The organism is Streptococcus sp. cx1 (assembly GCF_052384325.1).
Classification (GTDB): Bacteria; Bacillota; Bacilli; order Lactobacillales; family Streptococcaceae; genus Streptococcus; species Streptococcus salivarius_G.
The window spans coordinates 241,803-259,204 of sequence record NZ_JBQSUN010000003.1 but is presented as its reverse complement, the minus strand read 5'-3'; the positions used below and the strand labels follow the sequence as shown (position 1 = coordinate 259,204).

At 42.8% G+C, this 17,402-nt stretch carries 6 protein-coding genes and 1 pseudogene; 4 read left to right on the top strand and 3 right to left on the bottom strand.

Annotation, left to right across the window (positions count from 1 at the left end; translation table 11 throughout):
• From ACT170_RS06155 to ACT170_RS06145, 3 genes and pseudogenes are all read left to right on the top strand, one after another.
• Window positions 1–2,122: MucBP domain-containing protein (locus tag ACT170_RS06155; protein ID WP_444818121.1), on the top strand; the 2,122-nt coding region annotated here is incomplete at its 5' end.
• Window positions 2,123–2,579: 457 nt separating this feature from the next.
• On the top strand, window positions 2,580–8,666 hold the full coding sequence (locus tag ACT170_RS06150) for an accessory Sec-dependent serine-rich glycoprotein adhesin (protein WP_444818122.1): 6,087 nt from the start codon (window positions 2,580–2,582) through the stop codon (window positions 8,664–8,666).
• 272 nt (window positions 8,667–8,938) lie between these two features.
• A pseudogene (locus ACT170_RS06145) lies at window positions 8,939–11,509 on the top strand (accessory Sec-dependent serine-rich glycoprotein adhesin); the annotation flags it as partial.
• A gap of 494 nt (window positions 11,510–12,003) precedes the next feature.
• On the opposite strand, the gene ACT170_RS06140 reads toward ACT170_RS06145, so the two are convergent.
• Both ACT170_RS06140 and ACT170_RS06135 read right to left on the bottom strand, forming a co-directional pair.
• A complete protein-coding gene (locus ACT170_RS06140; protein ID WP_444818120.1) occupies window positions 12,004–14,982 on the bottom strand; it encodes a hypothetical protein in 2,979 nt (992 codons plus the stop codon).
• 81 nt (window positions 14,983–15,063) lie between these two features.
• On the bottom strand, window positions 15,064–16,386 hold the full coding sequence (locus tag ACT170_RS06135; RefSeq protein ID WP_277752924.1) for a hypothetical protein: 1,323 nt from the start codon (window positions 16,384–16,386) through the stop codon (window positions 15,064–15,066).
• Between ACT170_RS06135 and ACT170_RS06130 the strand changes: the two genes are divergently transcribed.
• On the top strand, window positions 16,367–16,579 hold the full coding sequence (locus tag ACT170_RS06130) for an LPXTG cell wall anchor domain-containing protein (protein WP_277752923.1): 213 nt from the start codon (window positions 16,367–16,369) through the stop codon (window positions 16,577–16,579). The two genes, ACT170_RS06135 and ACT170_RS06130, sit on opposite strands and share 20 nt — an antisense overlap.
• A 203-nt stretch (window positions 16,580–16,782) precedes the next feature.
• Here the strand turns inward: ACT170_RS06130 and ACT170_RS06125 are convergent, their stop codons facing one another.
• Window positions 16,783–17,226 carry a hypothetical protein gene (locus ACT170_RS06125; RefSeq protein ID WP_175062991.1) on the bottom strand — a complete coding sequence of 148 codons (444 nt, stop codon included), beginning with the start codon at window positions 17,224–17,226 and terminating at the stop codon, window positions 16,783–16,785.
• Window positions 17,227–17,402 lie beyond the last annotated feature (176 nt).

The following is a 17,402-nucleotide window of genomic DNA, read 5'->3' as shown; positions in this document are numbered from 1 at the left end:
AGTAGGTCAAGTCGACGAACAAGGTCACTGGACAGGTGATGACGCTACAACAGGTAAAGTTATCGAAGGCGACAAGAACGTAACTTACGTCTACAAACTTAAAGAAGATCCAACGAAACCTAAAGAAGGTGACGTAATCATCACTTACGTAGACGAAAAAGGTAAAGAAATCAAGAAACCTCGTCAAGACACACCAAACTCACCATATGATACTCCATATAACACAACTGAGGAAGGTGAAAAACCTAACACAATCAAGACTCCAGACGGTAAGACATACAAGATCGTACCGAAAGGTGACTACCCAGTAGGTAAAGTTGATGGCGATGGACACCTTGAATCATCTGACCCAATTAAAGGTAAAGTTGATAAACCACGTTCAATCATCACTTACGTCTACAAAGAAGTGAAAGGTGACGTTTACGTTCACTATAAAGATACTGAAGGTAACACAATCAAGACTTCAGTTGTTGATGAAAAAGATCAACCAGTCGATAAAGACTACGATACAGTAGTAGATAATCGTCCTAAGACTATCACAACAACTGATGGTAAAGTTTACGAATTGGTACCAGCAGGTAACTACACTGTAGGTAAAGTTGATGGACAAGGTCACCTTGAGTCATCAGACGCTACAACAGGTAAAGTTATCGAAGGACGTAAAGATGTTACTTACATCTACAAACTTAAAGAACAACCAGTACAACCTAAGGGTAATGTATATGTTCACTACGTAGACACTGAAGGTAACACAATCAAAGCATCTGTAACAGATGAAAAAGATCAACCAGTAGGTAAAGACTACGATACAGTAGTAGACAACCGTCCAAAAGAAATCGAATTCCAAGGTAAGACATACGAATTGGTACCAGCAGGTAACTACAAAGTAGGTCAAGTCGACGAACAAGGTCACTGGACAGGTGATGACGCTACAACAGGTAAAGTTATCGAAGGCGACAAGAACGTAACTTACGTCTACAAACTTAAAGAAGATCCAACGAAACCTAAAGAAGGTGACGTAATCATCACTTACGTAGACGAAAAAGGTAAAGAAATCAAGAAACCTCGTCAAGACACACCAAACTCACCATATGATACTCCATATAACACAACTGAGGAAGGTGAAAAACCTAACACAATCAAGACTCCAGACGGTAAGACATACAAGATCGTACCGAAAGGTGACTACCCAGTAGGTAAAGTTGATGGCGATGGACACCTTGAATCATCTGACCCAATTAAAGGTAAAGTTGATAAACCACGTTCAATCATCACTTACGTCTACAAAGAAGTGAAAGGTGACGTTTACGTTCACTATAAAGATACTGAAGGTAACACAATCAAGACTTCAGTTGTTGATGAAAAAGATCAACCAGTCGATAAAGACTACGATACAGTAGTAGATAATCGTCCTAAGACTATCACAACAACTGATGGTAAAGTTTACGAATTGGTACCAGCAGGTAACTACACTGTAGGTAAAGTTGATGGACAAGGTCACCTTGAGTCATCAGACGCTACAACAGGTAAAGTTATCGAAGGACGTAAAGATGTTACTTACATCTACAAACTTAAAGAACAACCAGCACAACCTAAGGGTAATGTTTACGTTCACTATGTAGATGAAAATGGTAACACTATCAAACAATCTGTAACAGATGAATTTGGTCAACCAGTAGGTAAAGATTACGATACAGTAATTGATAACCGTCCTAAGACAATTGTTACTGCTGATGGTAAAGTTTACGAATTGGTACCACAAGGTAACTACCCAGTAGGTTCTGTAGATGGTGATGGTCACTTGACTACAACTGACCCAGTAACTGGTAAAGTTATCGAAGGCGATAAGAACGTAACTTACGTTTACAAACTTGTCGATACAACTCCAGAAAAACCAGTAACACCAACTCCAGGTAAACCTGAACAACCAACTCCAGGTAAACCAGTTGATCCAGCTCCTAAAGCTCCAGCTAAAGCTACTCCAGTTAAACCTGCACAAGAAATGGCACAATTGCCAAATACTGGTGAAGAGTCTAACGTAGCAGCTACAGCAGCTCTTGGATTGCTTGCAACTGCATCTGGATTGGCACTTGCGGCAAAACGCAAAAAAACTGAGGAATAATATTCCTTCGACTTACCCCTAAAACTTATGAGTGACTAGTCCTAATAAAAACTAACTACTCTTAAGTAAGAATAAGCCGATTAGCTTCGTTCTAAAAAAGACACATTCCGATATGGGATGTGTCTTTTTGTCGTGATTAAGAAATAAGTGATGGTATCTTAATTGTTAGTTTAAATCTCATTTAGGTCTAGCATTCGATGTAAAAAGGTTAGTTTAGCAAGGTGAAATGTTAGATGTAAAAGTAGGGGAATTCGAATTTTAAGACAACTTTAAGATACGTATTTCAAAATGTAAAATGGATGAAAATGCTATGAAATGAACATTTTTATTGTTTCTACAGCATAAAGCGTTTGCAATTATTTTTTTAGGGAAATAAAGTTTTATATTAGAACTTACAAGAATTATATGATAAAATTTGTCAGTGAGTTTTAATTCATAAAAACAGAATGGAGTAGATATGTTTTTTAGAAGGAATGAAGGGGAATACCGCGAAACTGATCGCGTGACTCGTTTTAAGTTGATTAAATCAGGTAAGCAATGGCTTCGTGCTGCAACGTCTAACTTTGGACTTTTCAAGGTTGTTAAGGGTGGTGCCGATGCACCGTCAGTTTCAGCACAAAGTGTCGAGGAGAAAACACCAGTTCTCTCAGGGCAAGCTCTACTTAAAGGGATAGCGGCGGCAGGTGCAGTGGCTGGGGGAGCAGTAGCGACTTACACTGCTCAAGCGGAAGAAACGACAACTCCGGCTTTGGAAAGCCAAGTAACTGCTAATCAAGATGTGACTGCCAACTCTGAGTCAGTTGTATTGAGTGCTGCACCAGCTTCTGAAGCGTCAGTAGCAGCCTCAACAAGTCAAGAGTCTACAAGCTCTTCAGTTGATGCTCAGGCAAGCACAGATGCATCTGTATCAGTGTCACAATCAGTATCTCAATCAGTATCAGCTGAATTATCACAAGCTATCTCTGAATCTGCATCATTCAGCAAAGAAAATTCAACTTCTGATAGCCAGTCAGAGACTGAAAGCACAAGTGGTTCAAACTCAGAATCTACTTCTGATTCAGCAGCTTCAACAAGCTCAGTTGCTTCAGAAACTGCAAGCCATGATGATGAAAAATCTGTTTTGGACCAAAACGTTTCAGAAGCAGAATTGCTTGTTAATATTGCTAAAAACTATCAAGCAAAATTGACAGACACAGCTGCTAAGGCTGAAATTCAAACGGCTATTACAACTGTTCAAGAAGAAGTCACTAAGTCAACGACATTGATCGCGGCATCAGCAACAAGTGCAGCTTACGCAGAACAGCGTGAGCGTCTTGGTAATGCCGTCGATAACATGATGACCAAGCTGACAAATGCTGGTTTCAATGGGAACTCTACAGTGAATGGCACTCCAGCTATCACTTCAAACCTTAACCTAGCGACTGGTGAAACTAAGGTGTATACAGGAACTGGAACAGACTCAAACTATAATGTTCCAATTTACTATACATTGAAAGTGACAAATGACGGGACAAATCTGAATTTTGTCTACACTGTTTCCTATGTTAATCCTGCAACATCAACCCTTGGGAATATTTCAAAGATGAGTCCTGGATATTCTATCTATAATTCAGGGACATCAACACAAACGATGTTTACTTTAGGTAAGGGACTTACTCCTCCAACAACTGTAACAACTTATATTACTAATTCAGACGGTACTCAAAGAACTACACCTTCACCTAATCCAACACCAGTAACAACGGATGGTGGCGGTTACAGTTGGGGACAAAATTTCCAAATGAATGGTTTTCAGGCCAAGAATGGTTATGGCTTAACATCGACTTGGACTGCTAAAATCACTGGTGATGACACATCCTTCACATTCTCACCTTTTGCAGGTAAGACTGATAATATTAGCGTTAATTTCTTTAATGGTAGTCAGGTTATCGAGTCAGAGTCTGAAGCAGATACAACCAGTGCATCTTTAAGTACATCTCAAAGCATCGTAGAAAGTACTTCAACAGTAGAGTCTCAATCTGTATCAACAAGTAAGGTAGAATCTGCATCAGTTTCAGCATCTGAGTCAGAGGTTGTCTCATCTTCTCTTTCTCAATCAGAGAAAGCATCAGCATCCCTTTCAGAGAGTATCTCAGAAAGTCTTCTTGAAAGTGCTTCAACAAGTGCTTCAGTGAGTGCATCACAGTTGGAGTCAAATTCAGTCTCTGCTTCGGAGAGCGCATCAACGTCAACATCACAGTTGGAGTCAAATTCAGTCTCTGCTTCAGAGAGTGCATCAACGTCAACATCACAGTCTGAGTCGAACTCAACTTCAGCGTCAGTAAGTGCGTCAACTTCAGCTTCACAATCAGTCTCAAATTATGAGTCAGCCTCAACAAGTGAGTCAGTATCAGAATCACAGTCAGTATCTAACTCAGAATCCGCATCAGAAAGTGCGTCAGTTTCTGAATCACAATCTGAATCGAACTCAGAGTCAGCATCAGTCAGTGCATCAGTAAGCGAATCACAATCAGTGTCTAATTCTGAATCAGCATCAGAGAGTGCTTCTGTATCAGAATCACAGTCAGTGTCTAACTCAGAATCAGCTTCAGAGAGTGCGTCAGTTTCTGAATCACAGTCTGCTTCAAACTCAGAATCCGCATCAGAAAGTGCGTCAGTTTCAGAATCACAATCAGTGTCTAATTCCGAGTCAGCATCAGAAAGTGCATCAGTTTCAGAATCACAGTCTGTCTCAAATTCAGAATCAGCTTCAGAGAGTGCGTCAGTTTCTGAATCACAATCTGCTTCAAACTCAGAGTCAGCGTCAGTAAGTGAGTCAATTTCTGAATCACAGTCTATCTCTAATTCAGAATCCGCATCAGAAAGTGCGTCAGTTTCAGAATCACAATCTGTTTCAAACTCAGAGTCAGCATCAGAAAGTGAATCCATTTCAGAATCACAATCAGTGTCTAACTCAGAGTCAGCGTCAGAAAGTGAATCAGTAAGCGAATCACAATCAGTGTCAAATTCAGAGTCAGCTTCAGAGAGTGAGTCAACGTCAACATCACAGTCTGAATCGAACTCAGAGTCAGCGTCAGAAAGTGCATCAGTTTCTGAATCACAGTCTGTTTCAACCTCAGAATCAGCTTCAGAGAGTGCTTCTGTATCAGAATCACAATCAGTGTCTAACTCAGAATCAGCTTCAGAGAGTGCGTCAGTTTCAGAATCACAGTCTGCTTCGACTTCAGAGTCAGCGTCAGTAAGTGCATCAGTTTCTGAATCACAATCAGTTTCAACGTCAGAATCAGCATCAGTAAGTGAATCAATCTCAGAATCACAATCAGTGTCTAACTCAGAGTCAGCGTCAGTAAGTGAATCAGTTTCAGAATCACAATCAGTGTCTAACTCAGAGTCAGCGTCAGAAAGTGCGTCAGTTTCAGAATCACAGTCTGCTTCAACGTCAGAGTCAGCGTCAGAAAGTGCTTCTGTATCAGAATCACAATCCGTGTCTAACTCGGAGTCAGCGTCAGAAAGTGCGTCAGTTTCAGAATCACAATCAGTGTCTAACTCAGAATCAGCATCAGTAAGTGCGTCAATTTCTGAATCACAATCTGCTTCAACTTCAGAATCAGCGTCAGTAAGTGCATCAGTTTCTGAGTCACAGTCAGTGTCTAATTCAGAATCAGCATCAGAGAGTGCATCAGTGTCTGAGTCACAATCAGTGTCTAACTCAGAATCAGCGTCAGAAAGTGCTTCAGTGTCAGAATCACAGTCTGCTTCAACGTCAGAGTCAGCGTCAGAAAGTGCTTCTGTATCAGAATCACAATCAGTGTCTAACTCGGAGTCAGCGTCAGAAAGTGCGTCAGTTTCAGAATCACAATCAGTGTCTAACTCAGAATCAGCATCAGTAAGTGCGTCAATTTCTGAATCACAATCTGCTTCAACTTCAGAATCAGCGTCAGTAAGTGCATCAGTTTCTGAGTCACAATCAGTGTCTAACTCAGAATCAGCATCAGAGAGTGCATCAGTGTCTGAGTCACAATCAGTGTCTAATTCAGAATCAGCGTCAGAAAGTGCATCAGTGTCAGAATCACAGTCTGTCTCAAATTCCGAATCATCCTCAGAAAGTGAATCCATTTCAGAATCACAATCCGTGTCTAACTCAGAGTCAGCGTCAGAGAGTGCATCAGTTTCAGAATCACAGTCTGTTTCAAACTCAGAGTCAGCATCAGTAAGTGCTTCAATCTCAGAATCACAGTCTGCTTCAACGTCAGAGTCAGCATCAGTAAGTGAATCAATCTCAGAATCACAATCAGTGTCTAACTCAGAATCAGCGTCAGAAAGTGCTTCAGTGTCTGAATCACAGTCTGCTTCAACGTCAGAGTCAGCGTCAGAAAGTGCTTCTGTATCAGAATCACAATCAGTGTCTAACTCGGAGTCAGCGTCAGAAAGTGCGTCAGTTTCAGAATCACAATCCGCTTCAAATTCAGTTTCGACTTCAGAAAGTGAATCAACGTCGACATCACAGTCTGAATCTAACTCAGAGTCAGCATCGGTAAGTGCGTCAATTTCTGAATCACAGTCTGTTTCAAACTCAGAATCAGCGTCAGTAAGTGCGTCAATTTCAGCTAGTGAGTCTGCATCATTGAGTGAATCTCGAAGTACAAGTGCGTCAGTTTCAGCTTCTGAATCAGAATCATTGAGTACATCAAGCTCATTGAGTGCTTCTGTATTTGAAAGCCAGTCTCAAGCCTTCAGTGCTTCAATTTCTGCAATCATTTCAACTGTTGAGTCTATTTCGAACTCGGCTTCAAGCTTCATTTCAGCTAGTGAATCAATTTCAACATCTAACTCAGCATCATTGAGTGAGTCGGCGTCATTGAGTGCATCTGTTTCAGGCTCACAATCAGTATCTAATTCTGAAAGTACATCTGTAAGTGCTTCAATCAGTGAATCACAATCAGTTTCAAATTCCGAGTCTGCATCAACAAGTGCCTCTATCTCAGAATCACAGTCTGTTTCAAACTCAGTTTCTGCGTCAGTCTCAGCAAGCACATCTGCATCGGAATCAGCGAGTGCATCCGCTTCGGTATCTGCATCTGAGTCAACTTCAGCCTCTGCGTCAGCTTCAGCAAGCGCATCAGCATCGGAATCAGCGAGTGCATCCGCTTCGGTATCTGCATCTGAGTCAGCTTCAGCCTCTGCGTCAGAATCAGCAAGCACATCCGCTTCAGTCTCTGCATCAGAATCATCAAGTGCATCCGCTTCAGCCTCTGCGTCAGAATCAGCAAGCGCATCAGCTTCAGTCTCTGCATCAGAATCATCAAGTGCATCAGCTTCAGCCTCTGCGTCAGAATCATCAAGCGCATCAGCTTCAGCCTCAGAGTCAGCAAGTGCATCCGCTTCAGCCTCTGCATCAGAATCATCAAGTGCGTCAGCTTCAGCCTCTGCGTCAGCTTCAGTATCAGCCTCAGAGTCAGCAAGCACATCCGCTTCAGTCTCTGCGTCAGAATCATCAAGCGTCTCTGAGTCAGTATCTGCATCAGAATCATCAAGCGCATCCGCTTCAGTCTCTGCGTCAGAATCATCAAGCGCCTCTGAGTCAGCGTCTGCGTCAGAATCATCAAGCGCATCCGCTTCAGTCTCTGCGTCAGAATCAGCAAGTGCCTCTGAGTCAGCCTCTGCGTCAGAATCAGCAAGCACATCCGCTTCAGTCTCTGCGTCAGAATCAGCAAGTGCCTCTGAGTCAGCCTCTGCGTCAGAATCAGCAAGCACATCCGCTTCAGTCTCTGCGTCAGAATCAGCAAGCACATCCACTTCAGCCTCTGCGTCAGAATCATCAAGCACATCCACTTCAGCCTCTGCGTCAGAATCAGCAAGCGCCTCAGCTTCAGCATCTGCGTCAGAATCAGTAAGTGCGTCCGCTACAGTCTCTGCCTCAGAGTCAGCAAGCACATCCGCTACAGTCTCTGCCTCAGAGTCAGCAAGTGTATCCGCTTCAGCATCTGAGTCGGCTTCAGCAAGCACATCCGCTTCAGTCTCTGCGTCAGAATCATCAAGTGCGTCAGCTTCAGTCTCTGCCTCAGAATCAGTAAGTGCATCTGAGTCAGCATCTGCGTCAGAATCAGCAAGCGCATCTGAGTCAGCTTCAGTCTCTGCCTCAGAATCAGCAAGTGCGTCAGAATCAGCAAGCACATCCGCTTCAGTCTCTGCCTCAGAGTCAGCGAGCGCATCCGTTTCAGTATCAGAGTCAGTATCTACATCAGCATTCTTGAGTGCCTCTGAAAGCACAAGTGCTTCAACAAGTATTTCAACTTCATTGAGTACCTCAGCAAGTCTTTCAGCCTCAGCATCAACAAGTGCTTCGATCTCAGCCTCAATGAGTGCTTCAGAATCAACTTCTGAAGTGAAAGATCCTAAGCACAAACGTGGTAGCCAAGCGCTTCCTAAGACTGGTGAGGAAAACTCATCATTAGGTATGGCCTTGGGTGCTTTGGCAACTGCAACTGGTCTTGGATTTCTTGCCAAACGTAAGAAAGATGAAGAAGAAAGTGAAGACTTCTAAATCCTAGTAAGTTTAATCATTATCTTCTAGCGAGATAATCAAATATCCCCTATCGATTAGAGAGATTTCCTAATTGGTAGGGGATTTTTTTAGTCTGATATTATAAAAATACAAATAGTTTTAATAAGTCTTAGGGTTAGCATTATTATCGTATTTTTAGGGAAATGAAAGAAAGGATTAATCGCTAGAAAGCAATCTTGAAATGAGATTTTTTGCTTAATTTTATGATAAAATTGAAAGGAGTGTTTTAATCAAAAATAAATGGAGTATATATGTTTTTTAGAAGGAATGAAGGTCAATATCGTGAAACCGATCGTGTGACACGGTTTAAATTGGTTAAGTCAGGGAAGCACTGGCTTCGCGCGGCGACGTCGAATTTTGGTCTTTTTAAGGTGCTTAGAGGGGGTGTGGATATACCGTCTGTTGGTGCCCAGCAGGTAGAGGTGGAAGCACCTGCCTTTTCTGGTCAGACAGTGCTCAAAGGAGTGCTTGCAACTGGGGCCTTGCTTGGTGGCTCTGTTGCAACTCACGTGGCTCATGCGGATGAAATGACTGATCAGCCGATTTTGGAAAGTGAAGCAGGAGCTAAGACTGATCTCTTAGCTGCATCTGATTCCGTTGTTCTTGGAAATATGGAGTCTGTGTCCAGTGTTCAAGATAGCCAAGTAAATAGTCAAGAGTCATCTGAAACTGCGTCAAGACAGACTTCGGAGGCTTCTTTGAGTGAGTCTTTATCACGCAGCCAATCGGTGTCTGCTTCTGAATTAGCTTCTAAATCGACATCCTTGTCATTGAGTGCCTCGCTTTCTGCTTCCTTGTCAGCTTCATTAGCTTCTAAATCGGAATCAGTAAGTCAGACGGATTCTTCTGCTCACAGTCAGTCTGAGAGTGCGCTTGGAAAAACTTCAGAGCAAAGCGCAAGTGCCTCTGTTCAGTCAGTTAGCAAGAGTGATAGTAGTAGCGACTCTAAAGTGGGGATGACTCTTGTCAGCTCGGAGTCAGCCTTATTAAACGCTTCCTTGACATCCGAAGTACAAACTAATCGCCAATTGTCAGATACGGCGACTGGTCTGCTAGCTGCCTCGGTTGTGGCAGATGCTGAGCGTTTAGAACAAGAAAAGCGTCTCAAAGATCTTGCCTTAGACATTTATACCTATAAAGCTCAAGCTGTCGATTTGCCAAATACGGATGCTGCTATTCTCAAGGGAGATAAAGCCCTGGATGCCATTCGTGTCAGTCTGGCTGATCGTGACAGTGATGTGACGCCTACGATTTCTCAGGCTCGCCAGGCTAGAAATAGTCTTGCCAATGCGGTACTTCGTGCGACATCTGGTCAGCGTGATCCTCGTAATGGTTCTCGCATTGATGCTAATAGTAATCTCCGTGCACCCCAGTATAATTTAGGTTCGGCTAACAATGCCTTGATTTCTGTTTACAACTCTGACTACATCAATCAGGCTTATAATGTTGTTGAAACTATTCCTACACGAAATAGTATTAAAAGCATTGGCTACGCTTCTGGTAGTGATCGTGTGAATGGGATCAACGTGCCTCAGACCTCTGCATTGAAAAATAGTGCAGTGGCCTTTAATATTGTGGGGACTGTTGGGCAGACAGAGGTCGTAACGCCTGGGAAAATTTATAATGTTTCTTTTGTAGTGACTAATACGGCTAAGCAGTCAGTGACACGTACGCTTCGTATTCAGGTTTTGCCACAAAATGATGGTATTCGTAATCCGATTACGGCGGTGACAACGAGTACCTTTGTTAATGACACAAGTAGTCTCGCTCAGGCTGAAAAAGATAAGGTTTGGGAAGCATTTAAGACTGCTAACCCAAATATTGCCACTTCAAAGGACTTTAAATCTTATTCGGTTTCATCATCTGGTGTGGTGACCATTACTTATAAAGATAACACCACAAATGATGTGACGGCTCCGGTGAAGCGACTTGCAGCACCAACTGTTGAAACGAGATTATTGGACAAGGCTTACACACAGACGCCTGTAACGGTGACGGGAGCTGAGCCAGGTTCCACAGTCGTTCTATACAATAATGACGACGAAGTGGGAACAGCAGTGGCAGATGCTTCGGGTCAAGCGATTGTGACGCCGACTGTTAAGTTACAAACGGGTGGTGTAACAGCCAAAGCTCGCATCATGTATGGTGATTATGCGGTGTATTCAGATGCCAGTAATTCGGTGGCTGTAACGGACGGAACGCGTCCTGAAGTGACGGCCAAGTTGACTGTCGATGGTGTGGAACCTAAGTCTACGCCTCTCGAAGGTGGTGGGAAAAACTATACCCTCTATGCTGGTGATGATGCTGTTTTGACTTTCACAGCTACAGATGACAGTGGCAAGCTTAAAGAAATGAAAGTTGTTGCAAGAGCCGATTTGAATGACAATGCCTTGAACGGCAATTTCTTTGGTAGTAGCCAGTACGGAACTGGTAATATTGCACCGATTACGGGAGATATTACAGCTACGACTGATAATCCTGCAACCATCACAACGACCATTCATTTGAAGGATGACCTTTATCATTCTTTCCGAAACACATGGCAACGTAATGTTGCTGCTATTGACAATGCGTCAAATATGAACCGTCCAAATGGTTTGGGTGAGATTCGTATTACTCAGGGTCGCTTGTCAGATCGTACACCGGGTGTGGCACCGACAAGCACTATTCAGGTGACCAGCCTGACTGCCCTAACAGACGCAGATAAGAGTAAGATTATTGCGACAGTGTCTGCCTTGAATCCAGAGGTCGCCAACCGTATTAAGTCTTATACGGTTAATAGTGATGGTACGGTAACGATTACTTATAAAGATAGTACGACCAATGTTGTGACGGTGAAATTGTCGGATAGTGATTACAGCCAGTCAGTGTCTCAAAGTGTCAGTCAGTCTAAGCAGGAATCGATTTCTCAAAGTCGAAGTGAGTCTGTTAAGCAATCTGCATCGACCAGCCTTTCATTGAGCACGGTAGCCTCAAAAAGTGTCTCGAGTTCTTTGAGTGAATCTTTGAAGACAAGCCAATCTCGAAGTCAATCCGCTTCAACGAGTGCATCTTTGAGTACCGTGAAATCGGCGAGCGTTTCAAGTTCCTTGAGTGAGTCCTTGAAGACAAGTCAATCTCGAAGTCAATCTGCTTCAACAAGTGCGTCTTTGAGTACTGTGAAGTCAGCGAGCGTTTCAAACTCCTTGAGTGAGTCCTTGAAGACAAGCCAATCGCAAAGTGAATCCGCTTCAACAAGTGTATCTTTGAGTACTGTGAAATCAGCGAGTATCTCAAGTTCCTTAAGTGAGTCCTTGAAGACAAGCGTTTCACAAAGTCAATCTGCTTCAACAAGTGCGTCTTTGAGTACCGTGAAATCAGCGAGTGTCTCAAGTTCTTTGAGTGAGTCCTTGAAGACAAGTCTCTCACAAAGTGAATCCGCTTCAACAAGTGCGTCTTTAAGTACCGAGAAATCAGCGAGTGTCTCAAGTTCCTTGAGTGAGTCCTTGAAGACGAGCGTTTCGCAAAGTGAATCAGCATCAGCGAGTGCGTCTTTGAGTACTGTGAAATCAGCGAGTATCTCAAGTTCCTTGAGTGATTCCTTGAAGACAAGTCTTTCACAAAGTGAATCTGCATCAACAAGTGCGTCTTTGAGTACCGTGAAATCGGCGAGCGTTTCAAGTTCCTTGAGTGAGTCCTTGAAGACAAGTCTCTCACAAAGTGAATCCGCTTCAACAAGTGCGTCTTTGAGTACCGTAAAATCGGCGAGCGTTTCAAGTTCCTTGAGTGATTCCTTGAAGACGAGCGTTTCACAAAGTGAATCCGCTTCAACGAGTGCATCTTTGAGTACCGTGAAATCAGAGAGCGTTTCAAGCTCCTTGAGTGATTCCTTGAAGACGAGCGTTTCACAAAGTGAATCAGCATCAGCGAGTGCATCTTTGAGTGCCGTGAAATCTGAGAGTGTTTCGAGTTCATTAAGTGAGTCCGTTTCAACAAAGTTGTCTGTGTCAGAATCACAATCAGTCTCAAATTCTGAGTCAGCCTCAGTAAGTGGATCAGTATCAGAATCACAGTCTGTATCAAATTCAGAATCAGCCTCAGAAAGTACGTCAGTGTCTGAGTCACAGTCTGTTTCAACCTCAGAGTCAGCGTCAGTAAGTGAGTCAATTTCAGCATCACAATCAGTTTCTAACTCTGAAAGTGCCTCAGTAAGTGGATCAGTATCAGAATCACAGTCTGTCTCAAACTCAGAATCCGCTTCAGAAAGTGCATCTGTGTCTGAGTCGCAATCAGTTTCAACCTCAGAGTCAGCTTCAGAGAGTGAATCAACGTCGACATCACAGTCTGAATCGAACTCCGGTTCAGCATCTGTAAGTGAATCAATTTCAGAATCACAGTCTGTCTCAAACTCAGTTTCAGCCTCAGAGAGTGAATCAACGTCGACATCACAGTCTGAATCAACCTCAGAGTCAGCTTCAGAGAGTGCGTCAGTGTCTGAATCACAATCCGTTTCAACTTCAGAGTCTACTTCAGTAAGTGCGTCAATTTCAGAATCACAATCCGTGTCAAACTCAGAATCAGCTTCAGAAAGTGCCTCAGTTTCAGAATCACAGTCTGTTTCAACCTCAGAGTCAGCGTCAGAGAGTGCATCAGTAAGCGAATCACAATCTGCTTCAACGTCAGAGTCAGTGTCAGTAAGTGCATCAATTTCAGAATCACAATCCGTGTCAAACTCAGAATCAGCTTCAGAAAGTGCCTCAGTTTCAGAATCACAGTCAGTCTCAAACTCAGAGTCAGCATCAACAAGTGCGTCTGTCTCAGAATCACAGTCTGTTTCAACCTCCGAGTCAGCTTCAGAGAGTGAATCAACTTCAGAGTCACAATCTGTATCAAATTCCGAATCCGCTTCAGAAAGTTCGTCTATTTCAGAATCACAGTCTGCTTCAACCTCAGAGTCAGCGTCAGTAAGTGCGTCAATTTCAGAATCACAATCAGTATCTAACTCCGAGTCAGCTTCAGAGAGTGAATCAACTTCAGAGTCACAATCTGTATCAAATTCCGAATCCGCTTCAGAGAGTGCATCAGTGTCTGAGTCACAGTCAGTGTCAAACTCAGAATCAGCGTCAGTAAGTGAATCAATTTCAGAATCACAATCCGCTTCAATGTCCGAGTCAGCGTCAGTAAGTGAATCAACATCGGTATCACAGTCTGAATCAAATTCCGAGTCAGTATCTGTAAGTGAATCAGTTTCAGAATCACAATCAGTCTCTAATTCAGAGTCTGCATCAACAAGTACGTCTGTCTCAGAATCACAATCAGTGTCTAACTCAGAATCAGCATCAGAGAGTACATCAGTAAGCGAATCACAATCAGTGTCTAATTCCGAGTCAGCGTCAGAAAGTGCGTCAGTTTCAGAATCACAGTCTGTTTCAACCTCAGAGTCAGCGTCAGTAAGTGCGTCAATTTCAGAATCACAATCAGTATCTAACTCCGAGTCAGCCTCAGAGAGCGAGTCGACATCAGCTTCACAATCCGAATCAAATTCAGTCTCTGCTTCAGTAAGTGCTTCCGTTTCAGAATCACAGTCAGTGTCTAATTCAGGGTCAGCTTCAGAGAGTGAATCAACGTCGACATCACAATCGGTTTCAAATTCCGAATCCGCTTCAGAGAGTGCATCAGTGTCTGAGTCACAGTCAGTGTCTAACTCAGAATCAGCGTCAGTAAGTGAATCAATTTCAGAATCACAATCCGCTTCAACGTCCGAGTCAGCGTCAGTAAGTGAATCAACATCGGTATCACAGTCTGAATCAAATTCCGAGTCAGTATCTGTAAGTGAATCAGTCTCAGAATCACAATCAGTCTCAAATTCCGAATCCGCTTCATTAAGTGCGTCAATTTCTGAGTCGCAGTCTGTATCAAATTCCGAATCCGCTTCAGAAAGTGCATCAGTTTCTGAGTCGCAGTCAGTGTCAAACTCCGAATCCGCTTCAGAAAGTGCATCAGTGTCTGAGTCGCAGTCAGTGTCAAACTCCGAGTCAGCATCAGTAAGTGAATCAGTCTCTGAATCACAGTCTGTTTCAAATTCCGAATCCGCTTCAGAAAGTGCATCAGTGTCTGAGTCACAGTCTGTATCAAATTCCGAATCCGCTTCAGAAAGTGCATCAGTGTCTGAGTTACAGTCAGTGTCAAACTCCGAATCCGCTTCAGATAGTGCGTTAGTTTCAGAATCACAGTCTGCTTCAAACTCCGAATCAGCGTCAGTAAGTGAATCCATTTCAGTTAGTGAGTCTGCATCATTGAGTGAATCACAGAGCACAAGTTCCTCAATCTCGACTTCAGAGTCAGAATCATTGAGTACGTCAAGCTCATTGAGTGCTTCTGCATTTGAAAGCCAGTCTCAAGCCTTTAGTGCTTCAATTTCTGCGATTATTTCAACTGTTGAATCTATTTCGAACTCAGCTTCAAGCTTCATTTCAGCTAGTGAGTCGCTTTCGACATCTAACTCAGCATCATTGAGTGAGTCGGCGTCATTGAGTACATCTGTTTCAGGATCACAATCAGTTTCTAATTCCGAGTCAGCGTCAGAGATTGCATCGGTGTCTGAATCACAGTCTGTCTCAAACTCCGAGTCAGCGTCAGTAAGTGCTTCAATCTCAGAATCACAATCAGTCTCTAATTCCGAGTCAGCCTCAGAGAGTGCATCGGTGTCTGAATCACAGTCTGTCTCAAACTCCGAGAAAGCGTCAGTAAGTGCTTCAATCTCAGAATCACAATCAGTCTCTAATTCCGAGTCTGCATCAACAAGTGCGTCTGTATCAGAATCCGTTAGCACATCAGTTTCTGAATCTGTGTCGGAATCAGCAAGCACATCCGCATCAGTCTCTGCGTCAGCCTCAGTGTCAGAATCAGTCAGCGCATCAGAGTCGGTGTCATTGAGCGCTTCAGTTTCAGTGTCACAATCAGTTTCTAATTCTGAAAGTGCATCAGTAAGTGCTTCAATCAGTGAATCACAATTAGTCTCTAATTCCGAGTCAGCATCATCAAGTGCCTCAGTCTCAGAATCACAGTCTGGATCAAACTCAGTCTCTGCGTCAGCCTCAGCAAGTGCATCTGCCTCAGAAACTGCTTCATCAAGCGTTTCAGTATCCGAGTCAGCTTCTACATCAGCATCCTTGAGTGCCTCTGAAAGCACAAGTATTTCAACTTTGTTGAGTACCTCAGCAAGTCTTTCAGCATCAACAAGTGTGTCTGAGTCATTATCTGCGTCCGCTTCAGCATTAGCCTCAGAGTCAACTTCTGTAAGTACCTCAATTTCAGACTCTGCATCAACAAGTGCGTCTGTATTAGAATCACAGTCTGTTTCAACCTCAGTTTCTGCGTCAGTCTCATCCAGCGTCTCAGCCTCAGCGAGTGCATCCGCATCAGTCTCTGCCTCAGTATCGACTTCAGTAAGTGTCTCAATTTCCGAGTCGCAATCAGTATCGAACTCAGAATCAGTTTCAGCGAGTGCATCAGTGTCTGAATCAGAATCTGTTTCAAACTCAGTATCACTGAGTGAGTCACTTTCAGAAAGTTCTTCAATTTCTACAAGTGAGTCTGTATCGTTGAGCGAATCGCAGAGTGCAAGTGCATCATTGTCTGCCTCAGAAACTGCTTCATCAAGCGTTTCAGTATCAGAGTCAGTCTCTACATCGGCATTCTTGAGTGCCTCTGAAAGCACAAGTATTTCAACAAGTATTTCAACAAGTGTTTCAGAATCAACTTCTGAAGTGAAGGATCCTATGCACAAACATGGTAGCCAAGCGCTTCCTAAGACTGGTGAGGAAGACTCATCATTAGGTATGGCCTTGGGTGCCTTGGCAACTGCAACTGGTCTTGGATTTCTTGCCAAACGTAGGAAAAATGAAGAATAGGACGAAGACTATTCGTATTTCAGGATTGTAAAAGTCTTTACAATGCTCAGATAAGCACAATAAAAAACACCTTCATGTTAGATAAACATTCTAGCTAGGAGGTGTTTTTTGATTTGGAGATGTTGTCGTAGTTTCAAAATGGAACTGACCTTTTGAAATACTAATGACTACATAAAAATACGAGACCACTTGAACATGTTCCCTTATTTGTTGTCTTGCTCATTATCTTGTTTATACATGACTGTTCCCACTGTTACGAGAATAGTTAACAGAATCGGTACAACTCGAAAAACTCCCCAGTCAGGGTCATAGGCCAAAAAAATTGAAACTAGGTAAAAAATAATACTGGTGTATAGAAAGTTTTTATTCCCTTTTTTACGTCCTATTCCTGTTAAGATAGTTGCGATGATAAAACTAATCAAATTAGGTGCTAGGAAAATTATTATAAGCATTCCCCAAGGATTTGACAGGCCTAAGAGCAAAAATAAGGCAAGATAAACGATAGCTAAATAAAAGGCGACTGCAAGGAAAATAGAAGCAAGACTGTTGTCTGGAGACTTCTTCTTAATGAGCTCTTGATTATTGACCTCTTGACCAGTCTTACCCTTATCTTGGCTTGTGTTGAAGTTTGTATGTTGTACTGACATCTTTCTCACCGACCCCTCTATTTGTTGCTAAATAGTTTAACTCTTTTCACCTTTATTATACTCCGTTTTCCTTGTTTTCAGCAGGGTAGATAGGCATTTGAGGCATTTTTTTATGATGAATTATCTGGTTTTTGTTCCCTTTGTTTTTGATGGGAAAGAGTATTTTTAATTAGCAC